Genomic DNA, 21346 nt, shown 5'->3' with positions numbered 1-21346 from the left:
AAGTTTTTGGGAAGTCCGTCTTTTCTCCCAACTACAAGCACTAGCCATCCAAAATCCAACTAGAATCCCACCACGCTTTGCCAAAGTTATCCGTCTGGAGCGTCGTTGGAACTGGATATCTTGGATCCTAATCATCTTACTATTTCTTACTTCATCGAATTTCACGATTTTATGGGTAAGCCTAATCACATTGATTGAAACCTATGTCGTCTGGCGAATGGATAACATGAAAAGTAAGATGACTAGCGAAGATTAGAATACAAAAAGGGATGAGATTGAAGGAAAATAAAAATTCCTTCTAACCTCATCCCTTTTATATTTTAAAAATTAATCTTTCCAGTAATAATCAGCATAAGCGCAATCACAGCTGCTAAGGCGATAATTGTTGCCAACCACTTTTCTTTCTTGCTCATCTTATTAGGAGCCCCGGCAAATAACGGTATTCCTAGGGCAAAAATAATCGCACTTGCAAATACATATTCAAGTCCCGAAGCAACTAACATATAGACGGAATAAATGGAAGCTAACGTGGCAATAATCTTAAAGCCAAGGCTCATTTTTTCGCTAATTGCTAACTTCAACCCATATAACGCAGAAAGCAAATAAGCAACTAGTGTCATTGTCGCAGCCAAAGTATAGGCAATTGTGTAGGCCATTTGAAGTTGCGGAAGCAGTAAAACGAGTAAACATACTTGCATAATAATTGTATATACAATTAATGCAAAACCAGGAACACCATGGCGGTTAACAAGTTTAAATGCTCGCGGCATATCCCGATCATAGCTGGTTACGTATGCAATTTCTGGTCCAATCATAAACCAACTCAATAATGCCCCTAATAGAGAAATCAGTAAGCCAATTTTAATAATAAGGCTTCCCACTATTCCTAATGCTGTATGACTAAGCGCTGCTGCCAGTGGAACTGAAGTCTGGCTAAGTTCTTTAGCAGGTAGAATCCCCATTGGAATAATAGAGATTGAAATATAGAGGACCAATACAATTACAAAGCTAATAATCGTTGCTAATCCCACATCACGTGGCTGTTTTGCCCGACGTGACATTGAAACAGCTGCTTCAATCCCAACAAAGCACCACACAATAGTACTCATCGCACCACTAATCTGGTCCTTAAATGGGACATGCGTTTGATTAACGGCAAGAATGCTTGTCCAATCAGGAACATTAAAAATATGCGGCTGGAATGCAAAGACACCAACAATAACAACTAATAAAAGCGGTAAGATCTTAATAATCGTAATGACGGCATTAAGGATACTTGCCTCACGAACACCAAACCATGTAATCGCAGTGTATCCCCACAGAATAATCGAACCTCCGATAAAACACATTAACGGCGAAAGTTGATGCGTCCCGAGCATACTATTTAAGGTCTTAAAGAAAAGCGAGATAAAGGCAATGTTGCCAAAGACTGCTCCCATCCAATATCCCCAAAAGGAATTAAAACCAATATAGTTGCCAAAGCCTTCCTTTGCATAAGTATAAATTCCACCGTTCATCTCCGGCTTAATAACAGAAAGCTTATAAAAGACTAATACTAACATCAAAATTCCGAAGCCACCAATTAGCCAGGCAATTAATGCGGCCATTGGATTTGCTTTCAAAATTAAATCGGTCGGACTATTAAAAATCCCACCACCAATAATCGTTCCTACAATTAAGGTGATTAAGAGGAAGAGATTTAATTTCTTTTCCTTCACCTTAATCACCTCACTTATAAATATTCTTAAAACGTGGAATAATTATACATTATTTACCTAGCCAATAGCAATAGTTCCATTAGCAACAAGCCAAATTGCAACGATACTTAAGATTAAGATCAACGCCATTGTCCACTTTTCAGCAGTTGTAACTTTACGATCATTTTCTTTACATGCTAAGTAGTAAATGTAAAATCCAGGAATAAAACTAATTGAAACTAGTAATACTTCTTGCCATCCAGCAAGGAACATACATGCGAACATGAATGCAGCAGAGAGCAAACCAATTGTAAATTGTCCCCATTCTTGGTGTGCAGAACTGTATTTCATTTGGTAAAGTCCAACAAATAAGTATGAGAATAAAATTGCTGCACTACATAAGGAATATGCGAATTCATAGGCTTTATCAGTGAAAAGTAATGAGAACAAGAAGATTGTTTGCAATACCGCTGTTATCATCAAGGAAGCAGTTGGTGCTTTTTTAGCATTAACCTTTCCCCAGATTTTTGGCATTGCCTTATCATCAGCAACTAACATTGTTGTTTCAGCTGGAAGCATTGTCCAAGAAAGCCAGGAAACAATTGTTGAAATAATCAAACCAACATTAATCAAAATTGAACCCCAACTACCAACTGTTGCTTGAAGAACATGACCGATAGCTGGTTGACCCATTCCAGCTAATTCTGCCCGAGTTAATGCACCATAAGGCAAAATTGAAATTAATACATAGATAACCACTAAGAGGCCAAAACTAATAAGAGAAGCTTCACGAGCGGCTGTAAGCGACTTAGCCCGACTTGCCATAACAGAAGCACCTTCAACACCGATAAATACCCAAATTAATGTCATTAGGGTACCTTTCATTTGTTCCCAGACAGAACCAGTTGCGGTACCGCGAGAAGCATTATTAGCAACTCGTCCCCAGAAATCTGCTGTAAACATTCCGGCCTTGAAGCAAACAACCATCATAATAATAAAGATAACTAATGGTAAGACCTTGCAGATTGTTCCAATCATGTTAACAAAAGAAGCACTTTCAACACCATTGTTAACTAAGATTGTCAATAGCCAACAGAAGATGATGGCAATAATAATCGATGGTAAATTTTGACCACCTTTAAATGTTGGAAAGAACGTTCCGATTGAGCTCATCAACATGGTGGCAAAAGCAATGTTTCCAAGCCATGCGGATAACCAGTAAGACCATCCAGAAATAAATTCACCTAATGGCCCGAAACCGGCACCAGCATATGAGAAAATCCCTGAAGTAAGATCTGGTCGCTTTTCAGATAAATTGTTTAGCGAGAGAACCAGCATTAAAAAGCCAATTCCAACAAAGATCCAGGCCAATAGTGCAGGACCTGGCGCTGCCGCCGCCGCTACATCACTAGTAATACCAAATATTCCAGTACCGATACATGAACTTACAATTAAAGCGATCAATTCGCCTCTACCGATACCTTTCTTTTGTTCATCCATAAATATCCCTCCTATGCAGTTTATGAATGCATGTGTTGAATGATTAAATCATAAACCATTTTAGCATCATCATTATCTTTACTAATGATAATCAAGGTGTCGTTTCCAGCAAGTGTACCCACAACTTCCGGAATATCAAGTTCATCAAACATTCCAGCCAAAATCGTCGCATAACTAGAATTTAGTGCAGTTTTGATCACGTTCATAAATTGAACAGTTTCAATTGTCCGCACATTATCATGAATTCCTTGATATAATCGTTCAAAATTATATTCGGGTGTCACATGAAGTTGAACATAATGGGTATGACCATCGCCATCATTTGCTTTAACGATATTCAACGCATGAATATCTCTTGAAATTGTTGCTTGTGTCGTCTCAAAACCCGCCTCAGTTAACAACTTAAGCAATTCTTCTTGCGTTTCAATTTTACGATCATTAACCACTTGTTCAATATATTTTCTTCTTGCCTTTCGATCCATTCGTGTTCCCTTCTTATCATGTTGATTACACTAAAATGATACAAGAAAAAGCAGCAAAATTATACCCTTTCTAGATTACTCAGATAAATTTGCTGCTTTTACTATCTTATTTATTTCTTGAGATCTTCACGAACAATTGGACATGACATGCACCGTGGACCACCACGACCCCGTGATAGTTCGCTTGAACGGACCTCGTGAACGAGAATACCATGTTTACGCAGCAAATCGTTTGAGACATAGTTCCGATCGTAAGTTACAACTACACCAGGGGCAATTGCTAGCGTGTTAGAACCGTCATTCCACTGTTCACGTGGAGCAATAATTGGATCGCCACCACCAGTAGGAATCAAATCAATTTCCGGCTTATCAAGTGCCTTCTTCAAAATTTCTTTAAAATTTGTTTCATGAGTAATTGAAATTTCACCATTGTTACCTGGGTGCATAATGTATGCATCAACATGTCCACCATCACGTAAAATTGCTGGATGAACTGTAAATTGATCATAGTTAATCATTGTAAATACAGTATCAAGGTGCATCATTGCGTGATTGTGAGGAATATGAATTGCAATTACTGTATCATAATCGGACTTTTCGAAGAGACTTTCAGCTAATTCTGTAATAGCCTTAGCAGATGTTCGTTGAGAAATACCAATTGCTAATACATGATCACTGAGAACTAATTCGTCTCCACCTTCAATCCGGCCTTCAGGGTAACGGTTCCGCCATACCTCAACACCTTTGTCAGCAAAACGCTTATTATGCTTAATGATGTACTCAGTAAAGAGAGATTCACGTTGACGAGCCTTAAATGTCATATGGTTAATGGTAATTCCATCCCCGATACATGCTTGTTGGTCACGAGTAAAGTATGCATTTGGCATTGGATCCATATAGAATGGGTAATCCTTGTCTTCTGCTAATTCTGCAAGAGAAGCATACTTAGTTTTAATCTCATCTTTACGTACACCGGCAATAATCTTATTAACCATGTCCTTAGTACTGAAACTAAGCAAGAATTCCTTTAAGCCGTCATGGATTGCTCCAGCAGCATAACCAGATTCAGCAATGATCTTTTCAAGGAATTCATCTTTGATATTATCATCTGCTAGTGCGTCTGTTAATAAATCTTCAAGATACAATACCTCAGCGCCGTTATCGCGTAATGTTTGGGCGAAAAGGTCATGTTCTTCTTGAGCGATCGGTAAGTATGGAATGTCATCTACGAGCATCCGGTGAAGAATTTCAGGATAAACATTTTCAATTTCCTTACCTGGTCGATGCAACATAACTGTCTTAAGCTTTCCAATTTCTGATGTAACGTGAATTGGACTTTGCATACAATATCACTCCTTTTTGAAGTATCACTTGACTACAACTACATCATATTAGTTTATGTAAACGTTGTCAAAAGCCATCAAATCAATATTTAGTGAATTATATAAAAAGAAGTTATTAATATAAATTATCAACAGTTTTTATACATTTTTCACCCATAAAGCGCATATTCTGTGAAAGCGGTTATTCAATTAATTGCATATAAATTTCACAAAGTTTTTTCTTTTAAATATATTGCCAAAAGTTGGTCACGAGCATCTAAAAATTCTTGATTTTTGGCACTTGGATGAACACGATTGGTTAATACAATAAAACCTTGGTCATTTTGCCGGTCTAACACCATCCAGGTTCCTGTAAATCCAGTGTGGCTAATCATAAGGTGGCCATCTTTAGCATGAAATAATTTCCAGCCCAGCGAACGACTATGTGGACCAGAAATTCGTGTTTGGTCTGTAAAAAGAAGCTTAGTTGTTTCAGAAGTAAGAAGGCCATTTAAATTATTTTCAATAAGCGCATGACTAAAAATCTCTAAATCTTTTAATGATGCAAAGAGACCAGCACATCCACAATTTTCTCCCAAAATATACCCTTTAGGATCGTGAGTTTCTCCTCTAATTAAGCCCCGTTTTTCTTGTACTTCTGTTGGGACACAGTTAGCTGGTTGAGGCCTAAATGTCGCAGTTGGCATTTTTAATGGTTTAAGAACCTGTTCTGCAATAACCTTTTGAACTGGTTGATTATAAATTCGTTCGATAATCCATCCTAAATATAAATAGTTTACATCCGCATATTTGATTTGACGATTCAAACTATCCTCCACATTCATTTTCGTCAAAAAAGCCTTCTTTAGCTCAACGGCATCCAACTCATTACGATGTGGAATATAACCAGCAATCCCCGAAGTATGGGTAAGAAGATTGCGAATAGTTGGTCGGTCATCATTAAATTTTGGCAAAAACTTCTTTATCGGATCATCTAAAGCCAATGCTCCTTTTTGAATAAGCATGGCAATAACTGGAACTGTTCCTATTACTTTTGTTAATGAAGCAACATCATAGAGCATGCCGGGTTTTAATCTTTCAGTTTCAGGGTACACTTGAGCCATCCCTGTTACTTCCTTAATTGTATGTTGACGGTCAAAAATCAAATAGCTAACTCCTGGAACAACTCCTTCTTTAACCATTTGGTGTAATTTAGTAATTGTTAAATCGTATTTATTCATCGTTTTAATTCACTTCCTCAATAGAGTTTATTTTAACGTAAATCAGACAAAGGAAAAATATCCAAAAATTTATTAAACAAAATCAATCAATTGTGACAAATAAGTCAAAAATGTTACAAAACAATTTCAAAAGGCGGTATAATATAGGTGTAATGATTTTATAAAAATAAGAGAGATTGAGGGGGTCATTAAAATGATGAAGATGACAAATAAAGTTTTAGCAAGTTCATTAGTAATTTTAGCAGCCCTTGGACTAGCTGGGTGTACCAATAGCGCAGCAGCTCCAACAAAGACATCTACTTCTGCGACAAAAGTAAGTCAACAAACAAGCAAAAAGGCGGCCTCCTCCACTAGTAGCAAAAAGGCAAAGGAGCAACCCTCTACATCTACACCTACTAGCGTACAGTCCACTTCTTCAATAAATACAAGCTCAACAAGTGCAAGTTCAAAGGCCACAATAACTAACAGTTCAGCAAAATCAACTAATCAAACGGTAAAAGCTCCTAGTTCATCAGTAACTAGTAATCCTAGCAGCCAATCAGCAACTACTACTTCCTCATCACAAAATGATCAACAAGTCCTAACGAGTTTTGTCAAGACAAGTGGCATTCAACAAGATGGCAATCATTATTACATGACTAAGAATAATCAAAACAATAATTATCAAATTGAAGTTCGCAATAACCAAGGCGGCGATCCAAATGTAGCTCATCTTACTGGTACCTATCAATATGACCCCGCTACAAACCAAATCCATGAAATGAACCCAATCACCGGCAATTATGACAATTAATTTTTTAACTTAAAAAGGAGTACAGAAGGAATTTACCATCAGCGGTTTATTCCTTCTGTACTCCTTTATTAATTTCATTTCGTCGTTTGTAAAATTAAGTTAGAAAAAGTAAAAAGCCATTTGTGATAGACTTTTGAATATCCCTAATCAAAAGAAAGGCAATCACAAATGACCTATAAACATCTTACCACACGTGAATTAACTCTCATAGCTGATTTTTGGTATCAAGGTACTAAAGCTTATCGGGCTGCTAAATTACTTCAGCGTAGTCAAGAAACCATCTATCGTGTTTATCGTTTCCTCAACGACGGTAAAACCATCGACCAATATCTTCAGACTTATCAGCGACATAAGCGTCGTTGTGGTCGGAAGCAGACCCAACTGCCAACTATCGAAGTTAACTATATCCATGCGCAAATCAAGGCAGGTTGGACTCCTGATACTATTATTGGTCGTCATGAACACCCAATTAGCTGCAGTATGCGCACCCTTTATCGCATGTTTGCCCGCAATCAGTATGGCTTTTCCGTTAAACAGCTACCGATGAAAGGAAAACGCCATCCCAATGGCTATGTGGAACATCGTGGTAAAGCTGGCCAATTAGGACGCAGTATCTATCAACGATATCGTGATTTTCCGCATTACCAACATGAATTTGGGCACTTTGAAGCTGATACAGTTCAAGGTAAAGCTCACCGCGGAGCGGTAATGACGCTAGTAGAGCGACAATCCAAAGTAATGATTGTCCTTAATATTCATCATAAAACAGACGAAGCAGTGAATTGTCAGCTTGATCAATGGCTCGCTAAACTGCCACGTCACTTTGTTAAATCAATTACTTTTGATAACGGGAAAGAATTTGCTGGATGGCGAGAAATAGCCAATAAGTATGATCTTCACACCTATTTTGCGGAAGTCGGTGCTCCCAATCAACGAGGGTTAAACGAAAATAATAACGGCCTCTTGCGTCGTGATGGTCTTAGTAAAAAGCTAGATTTTCGCGATTTACCAGACGAACTAGTCACTCAGCTAATGCATCGTCGCAACAATATCCCACGAAAATCTCTTAATTATCGTACACCATTAGAAGTATTCTTGAGTCATGTCACAGAAGAACAACTTTCACCTTTTTTCTAATTTAAATTGACATTTCAGGTTTATTTAAAATAGCCTTTAAATGCAGCAAAGATTCCCTTTTTATTTTCAGTTTTATCATCATCGTTATCGTTCGACTTAATTTGTTCGATTGTTGATTCTGCCCCACTATTGCCATGAGGGGTTACTGCTACTAATTTCTTTAAGGTAATAGTATAGGTCTGTTCCCCGGCCGTAAAATGATGATCAGCAGAGAAACTATTTTCATCAAGCACATATCCCTCATCTTCAAATGACTTAATTTGAGGAGTTGGATCGTAGTTAAATTCTTCACCGGTTACCCCAGTAAGTTCCTCAGATGTTAATTCTGCACCAGCTTGGTCAATAAATTTAACCAGAATTTTAGCTGGTTGTGGAGTGTAACTGATCTTTTCATTTCGATCGCTCGCATTTTCATCAACCTGTTCAGCTGGAATAGTAGGTGCATCATACCCCGCGATTGGTGCTGGAATATATTCAGGAATCATTGCTTTGCTCCACTCTTGCCAAATGTCACTACCAAGCACTTCATCATGAACGTCAAAATGAGTAGCAATTGCTTCCTGAGTTACAACTTGTTGTGTTTTATCAGGCATTGTAATCTGAATAGTTCGTGTTACGTGATGTTCCTTCTTTAGGGGAGTAGTTTGGTGAGTGAGGTAAACATAATATTGTTGTTCTGGACTACCAGCAAAGTACTTACCCTTTAATGCCCCTTTGTCAGCCTTAAACAATTCATACCCGTCATCTTCAAAATTCCATAATTCATTACTATATGTTTGTCCTTCTGTAACATTTAATCTTTGGGTCCGATTATCAATAATCCGCCCAGAAGAAGGCTTGACAATTGGTAATCGATTATCAGGGACATCAACATAAAAGACGGTAATTTGTTGTGTCTGTAAATCTTGCTTACTAATAATAACTTTATATTCTTTTTCTTGATCACTGTCTTCAGCCATTAAGCGAGCATTTTGCGGCAATTCATTATCAACAATCACGTATCCTTCATCAGCAAGACGGTCTGTTTCAACTGTTGGCTTATGACTAATCAAGTCGCCAGCAAGTCCAGAAACTATTTGTTCATCAATTACATCCCCAGTTTCATCAACATATTTAATCTTGACACTAACTTGCTTTGGATGGTAGATAACATTAATATTGCTATCTTTTGACGTTAATGAAATTGGTTCAGCGTCAACGTTCTTACCCGTGTATCCAGGAACATGGGGCGCGGTAACTGCGGGAAGAGTAGCTTTACTCCAATCACTCCATGTTTTTTCATTAGTCGTTTTATCAGTAATTCCAAAACGCTGAATTTTTCCAGCTTGCTTAATGATCTGCTTGGATCCATCTGGCATATTAAAAGTAATTGTCCGTGTTACTTGATGATCTTCATCGATTTTTTCAATTTTATGAATAAGGTAAACATAATAATCTTTAGTTGGTTGTCCACCGACATAGGTCCCTAATTTAGCACCTTGGTCATATTCATAAATCTCAAAGCCATTTTCTTCACCCCAGAGTTCATTATGATAATCTTCATCACCTTGACCGGTAAAAGTTTGGGTTTGATTTTCGAGAATCTTTCCGTCACTTGGTTGTAAATCATCTTAAGTTTTATCGGGGATATTAACCAAGTCAACATAGTAAACATTAATTGTCTGTTTATTTTCAACCATCTTTACCTTTGTCGGTGCAGTGATTAACATATCATTGTCCTCACTCCCATTAAGGAAATAACCAATAATGACATTATAATCACCAGGGGTTGCATCGACTAATTCAGAATCATCCACAATAAATGTTTGCTCAGGACTAACCAGAAGTTCCTCATTCGTTGAGGAGAGGCCACAAACTTTTTCAATCCCGCCAAATGAATTCCAATCATCTTTTGCCTCTGCCTTAAGCGTAAATGATTTAGTAATAAGAAGTTGATGAATGACAACATAAGGAATGAAGTCAAAACTTTCAAAATCAAGATAAGTAGGTTGAACCATAAAGGCAGAGGCCTCCATTAACTTTCTCCCTGTCTTATCTACATCGACTGAAAATCCTTTTTCTTGAATCGCACTTTGAATAGCGGCCAGCTTAAAGAAGTATTGACCGCCTTGCCACATTACATTATCTTCATCAATCTCAAATGAAACTTCATCGTTAAAGTTACTGATTGCATATGGTACTTCACCCAAAGTTGGCATCATTGCTTGAACATCTTCTGGAAATACCGCATCACCGTCTTCAGTTTTGCTGAGTGCCATGAATGGGATATTTTGATAGACATCATGAGCGAAAACAGGCGTGCTTAAGCGGAAGTTTAATTGTGACGTTGTGTGCTTATTAACTGTTAAATCGTAAAAGGCATATTCATTTAAATTAAATTGCTCTTGAGTATTAATATTTTCTAAATTTGTAATCTTAAAAGGAAATTCAACACGGTAAGAACTGTTTGGCAATAAAGAACCAAATACCATAACCGCTGTTACTTTTTCCCAACTAAAATCATCACGCTGCTTAAGAGTATCAATCGTCGAATACTCTCCTTCGTGTCCTTGGTAACTATAGGTAATATCAAATCCAGGAATTACATTCCCCTTTTCGTCCTTATATTCAAGACCGTCAAATTCATTAATCCGGGCCCCATCAAGTACAATTTGTGCCGTTCCTTGCTTCCCTTCAAAGGTAGGCAGCGTATAGACAACTTCAACTGATTTGGTAGTTTCTGTATTATTTTTCAAATGACCATATCCACTAAAATCAGTAGCTGCGCGATAATTAACTAATGATGCCGTTTCACTCATTGAATTACGACTTACAAGCGAACGATCTTTATCCTGACTATCACTATTAGTTGCCTGTAAGTAAGTCCCATGCATTAAGCCACCTAAATCATCAATTAGTTGATATTCACCTAATGCTGGATTATTTTTTATTACCGGTTCTTGGTCGCTCAATTTTTGTTGTTGAGCCACAAAATTTGGCGCTGCTTTAAGCATTTTTTCCAATAATGGCGTTCTACTGAGTGAAGCAACGCTTGAAGCAGATTTCCCTCCTAATTTTACTTGTCCGCCAACAGTTTCAATCGGGGCAAGCTCAACACCAAGTACCTCATTTTTTTTGATCTCATCTGTATCAAGCATCTTTTTTCTCCCCCCCTTAAAGACTTTTATAATTCGATAACTATTATTCAGTATTGAGTATAATATACTTCATTCTTATTACAATACTGATAAATTATTTAGGACTATATTTTTAATATTTTTCGCTTTTCATCCTTGATATATCAACAATTTCTGCCGTTAATGATAATAAAAAAAGAACAAAAGAATAATTTTTCATATGAAAAATTATCTTTTGTTCTTTTAAAAATAGTTCATTCTTTTATCATTAGATATTTGATTATAAATAGAAATTAATATTGCGGACTATCGCCATCGTTTTCTTGACTATAGGCAGGAGTACTTGGTTCTTGTGCAGGAGCAGTCGGCGTACTATTATTAGAAGTCCTATTTCCACCGCCATTGCCACTATATCGTGGACGAGAAGTATTGTAGTTTCTTGAGCTTCCTCCATTATTCGATGAAGCTGCTGTCGTGCTGCTTGAACTTTCGCTGTTACTTTGCACCGTTGAAGTAGTCGAGCTTGAAGACGAGGAAACTGTACTACTACTTGCTGAGGAAGCGACTGAAGAAGAACTAGAACTTACTGAACTGCTACTTGATGAACTTTCTTGGGTATTATCATTGTCCTTAACTTTTAACTGCTTGGTTACCTTTTGATCACCGCGTTCTGCAATAATATCATAAGTGCCAGCTACATCAAATGTATAAGTATGGTTAACTAATGATTCGCCCTTACTTGCTTTAAACGTCTTAACAATCTCTTTACTCTTATGTCCCCGGATTGTCAAAGTAGTTTGTGGAGAAACCTTAAACTTAACTTTTGCTTCTCCATTATTATTTAAAGTAACTTTCCGATCAAACTGAACTGAGACCTTTCCCAAATTATCACTGTCGGAAGTAGCATATTCAACATTTTCGGTCTTATCAGTTTGAGCTGGCTTTGCTTCTTGGCGATGTGAATGAATGCTACCAAAAACTATTCCCCCAACACAAATTACCAAGACAGCGACCAATGTCCAGTTAAAAAAGACACGGCCCCCACTTACGAAATTATTACCGTTGCGGTTTTTCCGTAACTGAGAAAAATATTGAGCAGCTAAAATAATAATCGCAATAACTGCTAATACTATCATTAAATTCATTACTCGCATAATTAACTCACCAAATCCATCCTATTCTTTTTCTATTTACACAAATCCATCATAGCATCAATTAAACCTTTTCTTAACGCTTTTACTAAATTTGTAATATAAATAAAAAAGTCTGTTACTAAATGAGTAACAGACTCAATCATATTCACCCGCACGAGGATACTAACCCCTTGATGTATCAGCGTCTGCACTCTGTTTTTCCGCCATTTTTCCGCAACTCTTATAATTCCGCCAATTTATCAATGATTAAGGTGTCATTTTTAGCCTTGTACTCATCAATCAAATAAGAATAAGTATTTAAGGTTACGGTAATATTTGAATGTCCTAGCCGTTTACTAATAGCGTATATATCAACGCCTTTACTCAGCAAAAAGGCTACATGAACGTGGCGTAACGAATGAAAGTGAAAACCTTGCTTATTGATGTTACTATCATTCATAATAGAGTGTAAACACTTATTCAATGCGTTACTTGTAGGGATTGTTCCTAATACGTTTTGAAAGACCATAATACTATTATTAGCTTTTAAGTCTTCTAATCTTTTGAGCAATTGTCGATTTACCTTCACAACTCGCTTGCTTGATTCTGTTTTAGTGGATTTAAAAGCTTTTTCTTTTTCATCCCACGACTTAGAAATGCTAATTGTCGAATGTAGAAAGTCAATATCATTCCACGTAAGCGCCTGTATTTCACTCTTACGCATTCCAGTATAAATTGCCGTGAGTATCATGTAACGGCTTGTATTATACCTTTCTAGCTTAGATATTACATTCTTTTTTAGCGTTTGAAGCTCACTAGTTGTTAGGTAATCAACTTTTCTCTCCAAAGTTTTATTATATGTGATATTAACATTATGCGTAAAGTCCTTATTGATAATATCATCATCAATTGCATAGCCAACGCATGACCTAATAGCACCATTTAACTTACTAACTGATTTATAAGCGTGATTGCTACCGTACCAATTAATAAACTCTTGATAGTCTGAGCGCTTAATTTCTCGTAGTTTCGTATCAGCGAAATACTCGTTAATAAACTTTTTCATTATGCGGTATTGGTTTTGAGCGCTTGCACTTTGAGCTTTGCTACTCTTATATAGGTCAAACCACCGCTTAAAGTAATCAAATAAGGTTACATCTCTTAAATCTAAGTTAGCCTTGTTTAATTCACGTTCTAACTCATCCCCTGCTTGTAATGCTTCACGTTTCAGCTTGAAAAAGCCTGCTGATTTTTGGTGACGTTTTCCGTCCTTGTCCTTAAACTCTGCTATTCCGTAATAGCCCTTTTTTGCTTTCTTTGCATAACTCATAAAATTACCTCATTTCGCACAGCTTGCCAGCATGGAATATTGGAGGTATGTATTTGAGTTTTCGTGGCGCAATTTTGCACTGTCAAAAGGGGGGATGAACTGAGCCGACTTTTCGGCTGAGTGATATCCACTCCGCAATTTTGCTGAGCGTAATTTTGCGCTGAGTAAAGATGTGCGCAATTATGCGCAGATGTACTTACCCCAAAATTGAGGTGAGTAAGATGTGTCCAATTTTGGACGGATGCAATCAGCCGAGTTTTCGACCAATCGAACATAGGCTCAATTCTTAGCAGATGTCCCCAAAACTGGGGAAATATAGCAGTGGCGCTATTAGTGTGTATATTGGTTTTGCAGGATAGAACCTTACAAAACCTAACATTAAATCGCTATATATTAGCTTCAACAACTATTAGAGATGTTATGAATTGCGTTTAATTTTTAACGCTTTTAACATCCCCAGTAACGGGGCGAACTCGGTCAATTTGATTGACCAACTTTGAAGTGGGATTAACTCACTTTGAAACACCATCCCCCCTACCCGTTAGCCTAAAATAACTCGGATTTTCAAACAAGTGCATTGTTCTATGTGATGCGCTCATTTTGGTTCTCACGGGGGCGGGGGATGTTTCTAAATCAATCTAGTGGATACATAAACTATATTCAGCTATCTAATCAGCTAAGGAAGCACGTTACACAGTATTTCTATAACAATATTTGAGATGGTATCGAATATAGTAATAATAAAGTTTCTCATAGTGTCTATCCTAGTAGCTTTTAATGTCAATTGCACTTGGATGTAGGAACACTAATCTTCATCTAATTTATTACCCTGTTCATCCGCTTTAAAAGCGTTGATAAAATCTAGTAATGTTTGTTGAAGTTGCTGTTCATTTATGCCACCCGTAATAAAAAGGACAAGGCAAACTAAAAAAGTATTAAGTTCCTCAACGCTGTTTTGATAAGTTGGCTTGTCTTTTATGGACGCATAGGCGCTTACTAACATTTTTAAATCCGCACTAGATAACACAACGGGCAAATCATTTTTGACAAAATTTTGATCAGCTTCTTTTTTATTTTCGATACTTTCAATGGTTAATTCGCCGATTTTTAAGTTTTTTCCTGATTTAATATTCATCCCTTTTTCAAGGGCGTTTTTTAGTTGAACTGCATTTTTAAATTCGTAAGTATTTTTGTTATTGCTGACACCCTGTATATAAGAAACAGGCACATCAAAGAAATCAGCTAATTTTATCCATGTTTCTAATTTAGGCTCACGTATTCCTTTCTCGTAGTGAGCTATCGCTCTATCAGAAAGCCCTACTGCTTCCCCAACCTCTTTTTGAGTTTTATGTTGTTCTAATCTCAACTGCTTAATACGATTTTGATTAGACAAAACCTCTTTATTGCCCACTTAATCACCTCCCTAGTTTTCAACAATTATAATACTACTTTACACTTGACACTACAATATGTACGGTGTATTTTAATTATAAGCGAACAAATTGGACGCTTTTATTTTTGACTATCAACCGTACATTTTGGAGAGAAAGGATGAAATAAATGTATTTATCAGAAAAACAAGTAACAGCTATCAAACGCAAACGTGGAGAACTTAATTTATCCACCGTAGCGCTTGGACGTGAACTCGGTTTAAGTCGATGGACGCTAGACAACATCTTCAAGCGTAACCATCGTAAGGTAACGCCAGCAACTTATAAGAAGTTGAGCGATTGGCTCATTGACGAGTACGCAACGCAAGACTTGAAAGATAGCCAAGCAGTAGCAACACAAGACAAATAGAGGTGACAAGCAATGACAGAAATTACTAAGCAAATGGCAACAGCACCACGTGAAGAACGAGAAACGATTATTTCTTACGACCGTCAGACAGAGACGGTTCAGTGCATGGGTTAATCAGAATTTCAAAGATTTTATTGAAGGTGAAGACTTTACGAGTGTACCCGGAGGTACGACCGTTCCAAACGGTGGTAATGGCGCACTTCGCCAAGTTGATGACTACGCCGTCACACTAGATATGGCCAAACAGCTTTGCATGATGAGCCATACAGAACTAGGCAAGAAAGTACGCCTTACGGAAAAACAAAAAGAAAGGCGGAAACAAGTATTACAGAATGCCCTTATTTCTCACAGAGCTAGTTCACGATCGAAGAAAACAGGCATCAACTAATTAATTCGATAAATTATCCACATCAATAAAAGAACTCTCAAAAACACAGTACAAGTAAGGGGATGGATTGAATGAACAATTTAGTTTTCATGCACGGTCTAAATGAAGAACCATATACCACAGATAAAATCATTGCTGAATGTAGTAATAATAATCTTCATTCTGTAAAAGTGATTATCTATAACCACAAAGAGGACTTAGAAGACTTTGGAGTTTTGTCATTTGAAATGACTAAACCTCTTAAAGGCTCAAAAGGGGGACGACCACAAAAGACCTACCACCTAAACGAACAACAAGCAACGCTCTTAATTACCTACCTAGATAACACACCAGAGGTTAATCAATTCAAGAAAAACCTTGTTCATGAGTTTTACCGTATGAGAAAAGAGCTTAATCAACGACAGATTAACCGAGCTATTGAAAAGCCACAGCGTAAATCATTAACGGATGCAATAAAAGAATGGCCACAAGCTCCTGATTACATTTATATCAATATGACCCGTCTTTTATTGAAGCGTGCTACCGGTCTAACAGCACAGCAAATTAAGAAACAAAGACACGTCAAAGTTGCGTTAGATGGTCTAACGCTCAAAGAACAAGAACGATATAAGCAACTAGAGAATATCGCTATTGGCCTTGTTGGCCTCAATAAGACATGGGACGAAGTAAAAGGCGTTTTGCTATTGGCTTAATGATTGGAGTTAATTACATGGAAAGTTTACAAGTGCAGTTGCCAAATGATTTACAAGAAGCAACCAAAGCAATGATTGGGGAGGCACTCAGTGAAGCTATTAAAGATGTGCAAAACAAAAACAGCTTCCCGCCTTATCTAAACAAGGGAGAAGCTAGCGCCTATTGTGGCGTATCACGGGGTGTCTTTAATTCATGGATTAAGAAGTACGACATCCCCGCTATCCAGATCGATGGCGTAAGTCGTTTCAGACGAGAAGCCTTAGACGAGTTTTTAATCCAGCACGAAAAATAAATAATATCAGCTTGCCAGCGTGGATATTGGAGGAATTAAACATCATGAAGTTATTATCAACGATTGATAAACACATATTAAGCTACTGGGACACAGCACCAAGCGAACGGCTATGGGCTTACCTTGCTACCTTGCCCGTTGTACTTGTAGCAATGAATTTAATCGCTCAGTTAATCAAGTAAAGGAATGAAGCTAATGGAACAACTAGACCAAGAGGAAAAGAAGATTTTACAGCTATTACCTAAAGGGATTGCGCAACCTAAACCGCTTAAAGAATTAGTTAAGCTGTCGGGGTTAAAAGAACGTGAAGTGCGTGGAATTATCTATCGCTTAATCGTGCTTCACCATGTACCAATTGGAGCGCAGTACAACCGCCCAAACGGCTATTACATCATTACCAATAATGATGAGCGCCAACAAGCCTTAGCACCGCTTACCTCACAAATAACGATGATGAGCAAAAGAGCAGAAATAATCAGCAATGCAGAATTAGAAAGTGAAGAATAATGTTTCGACAAAATAAAAAAGCCGTCAACGCTGGATAATTACCACACCAAACAGCGCTAACAGGCTTCACAGTAAGCACAACGGGAATAACCCCCGTTGCTTGCTTATTCTAACATAACAACACATGAAAGCGGGGAAACATCCCCAACAAATGGAGGAATAAGACAATGAATAACGATAATTATAAATTTATTTTGGCGGATGACCACAAGGGAAATAAGGCGCTCGTAGTAATTAAAGGCAATTTTACTAGTGAGTTAGTTAATCAAGCAAAAGTGGTAGACGACAGCCGTTTTATTAAGACCGCTCAACAGCTTCAAAAGATTATTGACTCATCAAGCATTATTGAAAAGGACAGTGATACAGAATGCAACTAGTTACTCTTACCGCACCAGACGGACACCGTGAACGTTGGGACATGAAAACTACTTACCTCGCCCTGCTATCGTGGTATTCATATCTTAAAGACACCGAGAACAGCAAAGAACCAACGGAACTCGCCACCCGTATTAGTAAGTTCGTTGGGGATGATATTAAGCAAGTTCACACCTTTTTAGTTTACTTAGATGGCTTCAATGGTGACTTATATTCTAAGTTGTCCTTGCTAACGAACAACGATGATAAAAACACCACTCGCCTTTATTTCATTATGAAGTCAATTAACAATCATGACTATTTATCACACAACAAAAAGAAAGAGCGGGAACGTGAAAAGATTATTGATCGTATCGAACAAGTAACGAGCAACGATGAAAATACACTTAAACGGCTCATTAGATTAACAAAGTTATTTGTTGATGGTCAATTAAGCTATAAGGATATGGAGGTATGTAAGTAATGGCAGAAAGAAGAATGATTAGTAGAAAAATAGCTGAGGATGATCGCTTTGTAGATATGCACCCAGTAAGTAAATTATTGTATTTCTATCTAGTCCTAAACGCTGATGATGATGGCTTTGTCGGTAGCGTCAAAATGATTAACTTTCTAACTAATGCAGACCAGAGCAACTATGACGAGTTGCTCAAAAATAACTTGATACTAGAACCAACTAAAAATGGTGTCTATGTTATTACTGATTGGTACGCCCAAAATAAAATTGAACCCAAAATCTATAAAGCGACTGAGTATCTTTCTGTTAGAGCTTTGCTTTTTATTAAAACAAATTTTGCTTACACCACTAACCCAGATGAAAAAGACATCATTTCCCCTGTTGATTATTGGGTAAAACAAGGACGAGATAAAAAGACCCCTCCAGAAATCCAAGCACAGCAATACTTAGAGCAGTTCCAAGAAACTTCTAAGAAAGTTCCAAGAAGTGTCGAGGAAACTTCCAAGAAAGTTCTTGCACAGAATAGATTAGATAAGAATAGAGTAGATAAGAGTAGACTAGAACAGAATAGACCAGACCAGACAAAAAAAGAAAAGATAAATATAGATAAAGACAACAGCACTTCTACTTCCTCTATATATAATAATGCTACTACAGAGAATAAAGGCAACAGTGGAGAAAAAGGTGGAGTAGATAATAGAGTTAATAATCAATTAGATACTAACAACAACCAAGATAACATTAACAGTCTATTCAACTACTTAAACGGTATATCACCTACTGACATCCCCAAAGACAATAAAAGGCTCGCTGATGTTTTTGATATGTTAATCCATAACGGCTATGAAATTGAGGACATCCAATTAGGAGTTGATAACATTATGAACGTTGCTAATCAAATGCCACAATATCAAGATAAACAATCATTAGCCAAGCTATTAATACAGCACCTACCCGAATACACCAAGCAAACATTGGAACAATCTTCTAGTAATGATTAAGACACAGAGATGATGCATTCATGAACCTAACAGAATTTGAGAGAAACCTTTCTAACTTTAGCGCTGGATATGAAACCTATACTAAATTGATGAGTGATATTAAACGATTAGACAACATAATCCAAGCCAACGAAAAGCAATTAAACAATAGCTTAATCAAGATACCATTTACCCACTTGTATTTTGTTGATGGTCTAGGTATTTTCAAACATCAAACGCCTACCCTAATCAAGCAAAACAGGCAATTAATAATTAAATACAATCGAAAGCTAATAAAAGCCAAGAAACTTTCTAGTTCGCTTCATAAGCAATTAAAGACCATTAGAAGCGATTATCTAAGAAGCAATAGTGAGGAAAGCGAAGTAAAAGATAAATTAGTCAATAAATATTTGAAGCGGTTTTGACAGATTGGACACCCTTAAAAAGAAAGGACAGATAAACAATGAATTTTAATATCAAATACCCGCCGTTAGTTGAGCAAGCCTACAGTCATTTTCTTTCTATTGGCTTGCATCCTAACAAGGACAAACTCTATAAAATGCTAGTTAATGAGGGGATGATTGATGAGCTAGGCAATCCCACTCAACGAGCAATTAACGAGGGCTTAGTAGAAGTAGCTGGGAACAATCCAATTGAACGTTTTAAGGCTGAAAATCCTCTTGTGGCTCATATTCCAGATGAACATTTCAAGGTACAAGGTAATCAAGTACTCATGGACTGTTACGCTGTAAAAGTGACAGCTACTACAATACTAAATGACCCTACTACAACACAGGAGCAGAAAGAAAACGCTCAAAGTCTATTGGATAAAGTGAACAGCCTAGACCATAACGAATGGCATTAATTAATAAGCATTTTTAGCCTTATCGGCCTCCTTAAAAAAGTATGACCTACGAAAAATAACATCCCCTCTTTGCCGTTAATACAGCGATATAGAGGGGATATTGTCATTTACTCGGAGGAAAAGGAAACAAAAAGCGTGCAATGCTTTACTAGCCCAAATACTGATATATCAATAGCTCAACTGTAATTTCTCATTATCAATTGCACGGAAAAGCGAAAGATATTGGATTAGCAGAGAGGTTATGCGTCAACACCCGTTTATTTTCCAGAGAGCTACATCGTGACCGTTGCTATTTATCGTTAACTACTTTTTAGGGTAAATCATCATCTTTCAGTTAAAGCTTCTTAAAACGCCTTACAGTACACGAGAATACTATCTAAATTTGGTGACTTAAAATTCAGCTATCAAAAATTGGCAGCCTAAAATCTGACCGCCAAAATATCACTCGTAGGATCATAGCAATAAATATACTAATCAGATTTAGAATAGTGTTTATTTTTAATTTAAGGGCAGTTTTAAAAGCGATAATTAGTTTTAAATACAATTTATCCTTTACAAGCTAAAGCGGCTCAGACGGCTTTAAAACGAAAAATAGAGCATATAGAAAAATGGAGTTGATTCTAAATGAGTTGGTATCGTGGTAGATATGTTACAAGTAGACACACCCTAGCCCAGTGGATGACTGACAGCAAGAAAGATTATCATTTCAGAGTTAGAAATAAAGACAAAGCAGACCCAACAGTTGTTAGTTTTGTATTCTCTGATAACATCCAAAAGGATCGACGCTTATACAGCACTAGTAAGACTATCTATAATCACTACTTAGATTATTGCTATCAGCAGGACTTAACACCGCTAAGCAATCGCCAATTTAAGCACAACATGGAATTGTTAGGCTTTGTTTATCAAAAGCACCACCGCTTTTATGTTGGTTATTACGGTAACAAGGTAACGACTGCATACAAAAACATTGGAATTGTTAAACAATAAATGTTCCATAGGGTGTCCAATTTATTAAAGCCTCTTAAACGCTGATATAACAGCAAGCTAATATGTTTTTATTGCCCAATATTGTACATTGGTGGGGATGTTTGTAGTTATAAGAACGTTAACAAAACCTAACCTTTTTTATTGATTCGTAGTTAAAGCACTAATTAAACTAAATTGGAGTTGGTAACATGATTTTATTCTTTGATAGCACCTACTGGATTTATGAGTTATTGGCAGTAATCGCAGTAATT

The 21346-nt window shown here is 37.1% G+C and carries 24 protein-coding genes; 14 read left to right on the top strand and 10 right to left on the bottom strand.

The annotated features are described in order from the left end of the window. Nucleotides 1-320: 320 nt before the first annotated feature. From SH603_RS03600 to SH603_RS03580, 5 genes are all read right to left on the bottom strand, one after another. The gene (locus SH603_RS03600) at nucleotides 321-1727 is read right to left on the bottom strand and encodes an amino acid permease (RefSeq protein WP_169477909.1); all 1407 of its coding nucleotides are present in this window, start codon (nucleotides 1725-1727) and stop codon (nucleotides 321-323) included. Nucleotides 1728-1775: 48 nt separating this feature from the next. After that, nucleotides 1776-3197 (bottom strand): basic amino acid/polyamine antiporter, encoded by a 1422-nt coding sequence (locus SH603_RS03595; RefSeq protein WP_153701147.1) that lies wholly within the window; start codon nucleotides 3195-3197, stop codon nucleotides 1776-1778. A gap of 20 nt (nucleotides 3198-3217) precedes the next feature. After that, on the bottom strand, nucleotides 3218-3679 hold the full coding sequence (locus SH603_RS03590) for an arginine repressor (protein ID WP_169472696.1): 462 nt from the start codon (nucleotides 3677-3679) through the stop codon (nucleotides 3218-3220). Nucleotides 3680-3789: 110 nt separating this feature from the next. Continuing rightward, nucleotides 3790-5022, bottom strand: coding sequence for an arginine deiminase (arcA, locus tag SH603_RS03585; RefSeq protein WP_321534102.1), 1233 nt, complete (start codon nucleotides 5020-5022; stop codon nucleotides 3790-3792). Nucleotides 5023-5228: 206 nt separating this feature from the next. Further along, entirely contained in the window at nucleotides 5229-6242 is a 1014-nt protein-coding gene (locus tag SH603_RS03580; protein ID WP_321534101.1) for a serine hydrolase domain-containing protein, read from the bottom strand. Between the two features lie 193 nt (nucleotides 6243-6435). Here SH603_RS03580 and SH603_RS03575 point away from each other — a divergent pair, with 193 nt between their 5' ends. Beyond that, the gene (locus tag SH603_RS03575; RefSeq protein WP_169472698.1) at nucleotides 6436-7035 is read left to right on the top strand and encodes a hypothetical protein; all 600 of its coding nucleotides are present in this window, start codon (nucleotides 6436-6438) and stop codon (nucleotides 7033-7035) included. A 168-nt stretch (nucleotides 7036-7203) separates the two neighbouring features. Further along, nucleotides 7204-8172, top strand: coding sequence for an IS30 family transposase (locus SH603_RS03570; RefSeq protein ID WP_003668074.1), 969 nt, complete (start codon nucleotides 7204-7206; stop codon nucleotides 8170-8172). A gap of 20 nt (nucleotides 8173-8192) precedes the next feature. Here the strand turns inward: SH603_RS03570 and SH603_RS03565 are convergent, their stop codons facing one another. The 5 genes from SH603_RS03565 to SH603_RS03545 form a co-directional block, all read right to left on the bottom strand. Next, nucleotides 8193-9572 (bottom strand): mucin-binding protein, encoded by a 1380-nt coding sequence (locus SH603_RS03565; protein ID WP_321534225.1) that lies wholly within the window; start codon nucleotides 9570-9572, stop codon nucleotides 8193-8195. A 210-nt stretch (nucleotides 9573-9782) separates the two neighbouring features. Further along, nucleotides 9783-11309, bottom strand: a complete 1527-nt coding sequence (locus SH603_RS03560) for a hypothetical protein (RefSeq protein ID WP_321534100.1) — start codon at nucleotides 11307-11309, stop codon at nucleotides 9783-9785. 272 nt (nucleotides 11310-11581) lie between these two features. Continuing rightward, a complete protein-coding gene (locus SH603_RS03555) occupies nucleotides 11582-12442 on the bottom strand; it encodes a hypothetical protein (RefSeq protein ID WP_321534099.1) in 861 nt (286 codons plus the stop codon). 220 nt (nucleotides 12443-12662) lie between these two features. Next, a complete protein-coding gene (locus tag SH603_RS03550; RefSeq protein ID WP_321534098.1) occupies nucleotides 12663-13751 on the bottom strand; it encodes a tyrosine-type recombinase/integrase in 1089 nt (362 codons plus the stop codon). A gap of 805 nt (nucleotides 13752-14556) precedes the next feature. After that, entirely contained in the window at nucleotides 14557-15162 is a 606-nt protein-coding gene (locus tag SH603_RS03545) for a helix-turn-helix transcriptional regulator (protein ID WP_321534097.1), read from the bottom strand. A 149-nt stretch (nucleotides 15163-15311) separates the two neighbouring features. On the opposite strand from SH603_RS03545, the gene SH603_RS03540 reads away from it, so the two are divergent. The 12 genes from SH603_RS03540 (at nucleotide 15312) to SH603_RS03485 (ending at nucleotide 21095) form a co-directional block, all read left to right on the top strand. Continuing rightward, nucleotides 15312-15551 (top strand): helix-turn-helix transcriptional regulator, encoded by a 240-nt coding sequence (locus SH603_RS03540; RefSeq protein ID WP_321534096.1) that lies wholly within the window; start codon nucleotides 15312-15314, stop codon nucleotides 15549-15551. A 133-nt stretch (nucleotides 15552-15684) separates the two neighbouring features. Next, on the top strand, nucleotides 15685-15939 hold the full coding sequence (locus SH603_RS03535; protein ID WP_321534224.1) for an antA/AntB antirepressor family protein: 255 nt from the start codon (nucleotides 15685-15687) through the stop codon (nucleotides 15937-15939). A 71-nt stretch (nucleotides 15940-16010) separates the two neighbouring features. After that, complete coding sequence (locus SH603_RS03530; protein ID WP_321534095.1) at nucleotides 16011-16631, top strand: Rha family transcriptional regulator; 621 nt, start codon at nucleotides 16011-16013, stop codon at nucleotides 16629-16631. A gap of 17 nt (nucleotides 16632-16648) precedes the next feature. Continuing rightward, a complete protein-coding gene (locus SH603_RS03525; RefSeq protein ID WP_321534094.1) occupies nucleotides 16649-16924 on the top strand; it encodes a helix-turn-helix domain-containing protein in 276 nt (91 codons plus the stop codon). 44 nt (nucleotides 16925-16968) lie between these two features. Continuing rightward, nucleotides 16969-17106 carry a hypothetical protein gene (locus tag SH603_RS03520; protein ID WP_321534093.1) on the top strand — a complete coding sequence of 46 codons (138 nt, stop codon included), beginning with the start codon at nucleotides 16969-16971 and terminating at the stop codon, nucleotides 17104-17106. A gap of 13 nt (nucleotides 17107-17119) precedes the next feature. Next, complete coding sequence (locus tag SH603_RS03515) at nucleotides 17120-17431, top strand: hypothetical protein (protein ID WP_321534092.1); 312 nt, start codon at nucleotides 17120-17122, stop codon at nucleotides 17429-17431. 167 nt (nucleotides 17432-17598) lie between these two features. Next, the gene (locus SH603_RS03510) at nucleotides 17599-17808 is read left to right on the top strand and encodes a hypothetical protein (protein ID WP_321534091.1); all 210 of its coding nucleotides are present in this window, start codon (nucleotides 17599-17601) and stop codon (nucleotides 17806-17808) included. Further along, nucleotides 17799-18269, top strand: a complete 471-nt coding sequence (locus SH603_RS03505) for a hypothetical protein (protein ID WP_321534090.1) — start codon at nucleotides 17799-17801, stop codon at nucleotides 18267-18269. Before SH603_RS03510 ends, SH603_RS03505 begins: the two co-directional genes overlap by 10 nt. Next, on the top strand, nucleotides 18269-19261 hold the full coding sequence (locus SH603_RS03500; protein ID WP_321534089.1) for a hypothetical protein: 993 nt from the start codon (nucleotides 18269-18271) through the stop codon (nucleotides 19259-19261). Before SH603_RS03505 ends, SH603_RS03500 begins: the two co-directional genes overlap by 1 nt. A gap of 20 nt (nucleotides 19262-19281) precedes the next feature. After that, nucleotides 19282-19665 (top strand): hypothetical protein, encoded by a 384-nt coding sequence (locus tag SH603_RS03495; protein ID WP_321534088.1) that lies wholly within the window; start codon nucleotides 19282-19284, stop codon nucleotides 19663-19665. Between the two features lie 38 nt (nucleotides 19666-19703). Further along, nucleotides 19704-20105 carry a hypothetical protein gene (locus SH603_RS03490; RefSeq protein WP_321534087.1) on the top strand — a complete coding sequence of 134 codons (402 nt, stop codon included), beginning with the start codon at nucleotides 19704-19706 and terminating at the stop codon, nucleotides 20103-20105. 624 nt (nucleotides 20106-20729) lie between these two features. Continuing rightward, nucleotides 20730-21095, top strand: coding sequence for a hypothetical protein (locus SH603_RS03485; RefSeq protein WP_321534086.1), 366 nt, complete (start codon nucleotides 20730-20732; stop codon nucleotides 21093-21095). Nucleotides 21096-21346: the final 251 nt, after the last annotated feature.

It is taken from the genome of Limosilactobacillus reuteri, from assembly GCF_034259105.1.
Classification (GTDB): domain Bacteria; phylum Bacillota; class Bacilli; order Lactobacillales; family Lactobacillaceae; genus Limosilactobacillus; species Limosilactobacillus reuteri_G.
The sequence above is the reverse complement of the archived record's forward strand: the minus strand, read 5'-3'. Positions and strand labels throughout refer to the sequence as shown.

What these genes read in the sequence shown, in the direction of transcription:
- arcA (WP_321534102.1), bottom strand. Translation starts at nt 5,022, where the DNA reads ATGCAAAGTCCAATTCACGTTACATCAGAAATTGGAAAGCTTAAGACA.
- SH603_RS03595 (WP_153701147.1), bottom strand. Translation starts at nt 3,197, where the DNA reads ATGGATGAACAAAAGAAAGGTATCGGTAGAGGCGAATTGATCGCTTTA.
- SH603_RS03530 (WP_321534095.1), top strand. Translation starts at nt 16,011, where the DNA reads ATGAACAATTTAGTTTTCATGCACGGTCTAAATGAAGAACCATATACC.
- SH603_RS03550 (WP_321534098.1), bottom strand. Translation starts at nt 13,751, where the DNA reads ATGAGTTATGCAAAGAAAGCAAAAAAGGGCTATTACGGAATAGCAGAG.
- SH603_RS03490 (WP_321534087.1), top strand. Translation starts at nt 19,704, where the DNA reads ATGAATTTTAATATCAAATACCCGCCGTTAGTTGAGCAAGCCTACAGT.
- SH603_RS03520 (WP_321534093.1), top strand. Translation starts at nt 16,969, where the DNA reads ATGAAGTTATTATCAACGATTGATAAACACATATTAAGCTACTGGGAC.
- SH603_RS03570 (WP_003668074.1), top strand. Translation starts at nt 7,204, where the DNA reads ATGACCTATAAACATCTTACCACACGTGAATTAACTCTCATAGCTGAT.
- SH603_RS03525 (WP_321534094.1), top strand. Translation starts at nt 16,649, where the DNA reads ATGGAAAGTTTACAAGTGCAGTTGCCAAATGATTTACAAGAAGCAACC.
- SH603_RS03580 (WP_321534101.1), bottom strand. Translation starts at nt 6,242, where the DNA reads ATGAATAAATACGATTTAACAATTACTAAATTACACCAAATGGTTAAA.
- SH603_RS03495 (WP_321534088.1), top strand. Translation starts at nt 19,282, where the DNA reads ATGAACCTAACAGAATTTGAGAGAAACCTTTCTAACTTTAGCGCTGGA.
- SH603_RS03485 (WP_321534086.1), top strand. Translation starts at nt 20,730, where the DNA reads ATGAGTTGGTATCGTGGTAGATATGTTACAAGTAGACACACCCTAGCC.
- SH603_RS03510 (WP_321534091.1), top strand. Translation starts at nt 17,599, where the DNA reads ATGAATAACGATAATTATAAATTTATTTTGGCGGATGACCACAAGGGA.
- SH603_RS03505 (WP_321534090.1), top strand. Translation starts at nt 17,799, where the DNA reads ATGCAACTAGTTACTCTTACCGCACCAGACGGACACCGTGAACGTTGG.
- SH603_RS03500 (WP_321534089.1), top strand. Translation starts at nt 18,269, where the DNA reads ATGGCAGAAAGAAGAATGATTAGTAGAAAAATAGCTGAGGATGATCGC.
- SH603_RS03575 (WP_169472698.1), top strand. Translation starts at nt 6,436, where the DNA reads ATGATGAAGATGACAAATAAAGTTTTAGCAAGTTCATTAGTAATTTTA.
- SH603_RS03540 (WP_321534096.1), top strand. Translation starts at nt 15,312, where the DNA reads ATGTATTTATCAGAAAAACAAGTAACAGCTATCAAACGCAAACGTGGA.
- SH603_RS03560 (WP_321534100.1), bottom strand. Translation starts at nt 11,309, where the DNA reads ATGCTTGATACAGATGAGATCAAAAAAAATGAGGTACTTGGTGTTGAG.
- SH603_RS03515 (WP_321534092.1), top strand. Translation starts at nt 17,120, where the DNA reads ATGGAACAACTAGACCAAGAGGAAAAGAAGATTTTACAGCTATTACCT.
- SH603_RS03590 (WP_169472696.1), bottom strand. Translation starts at nt 3,679, where the DNA reads ATGGATCGAAAGGCAAGAAGAAAATATATTGAACAAGTGGTTAATGAT.
- SH603_RS03555 (WP_321534099.1), bottom strand. Translation starts at nt 12,442, where the DNA reads ATGCGAGTAATGAATTTAATGATAGTATTAGCAGTTATTGCGATTATT.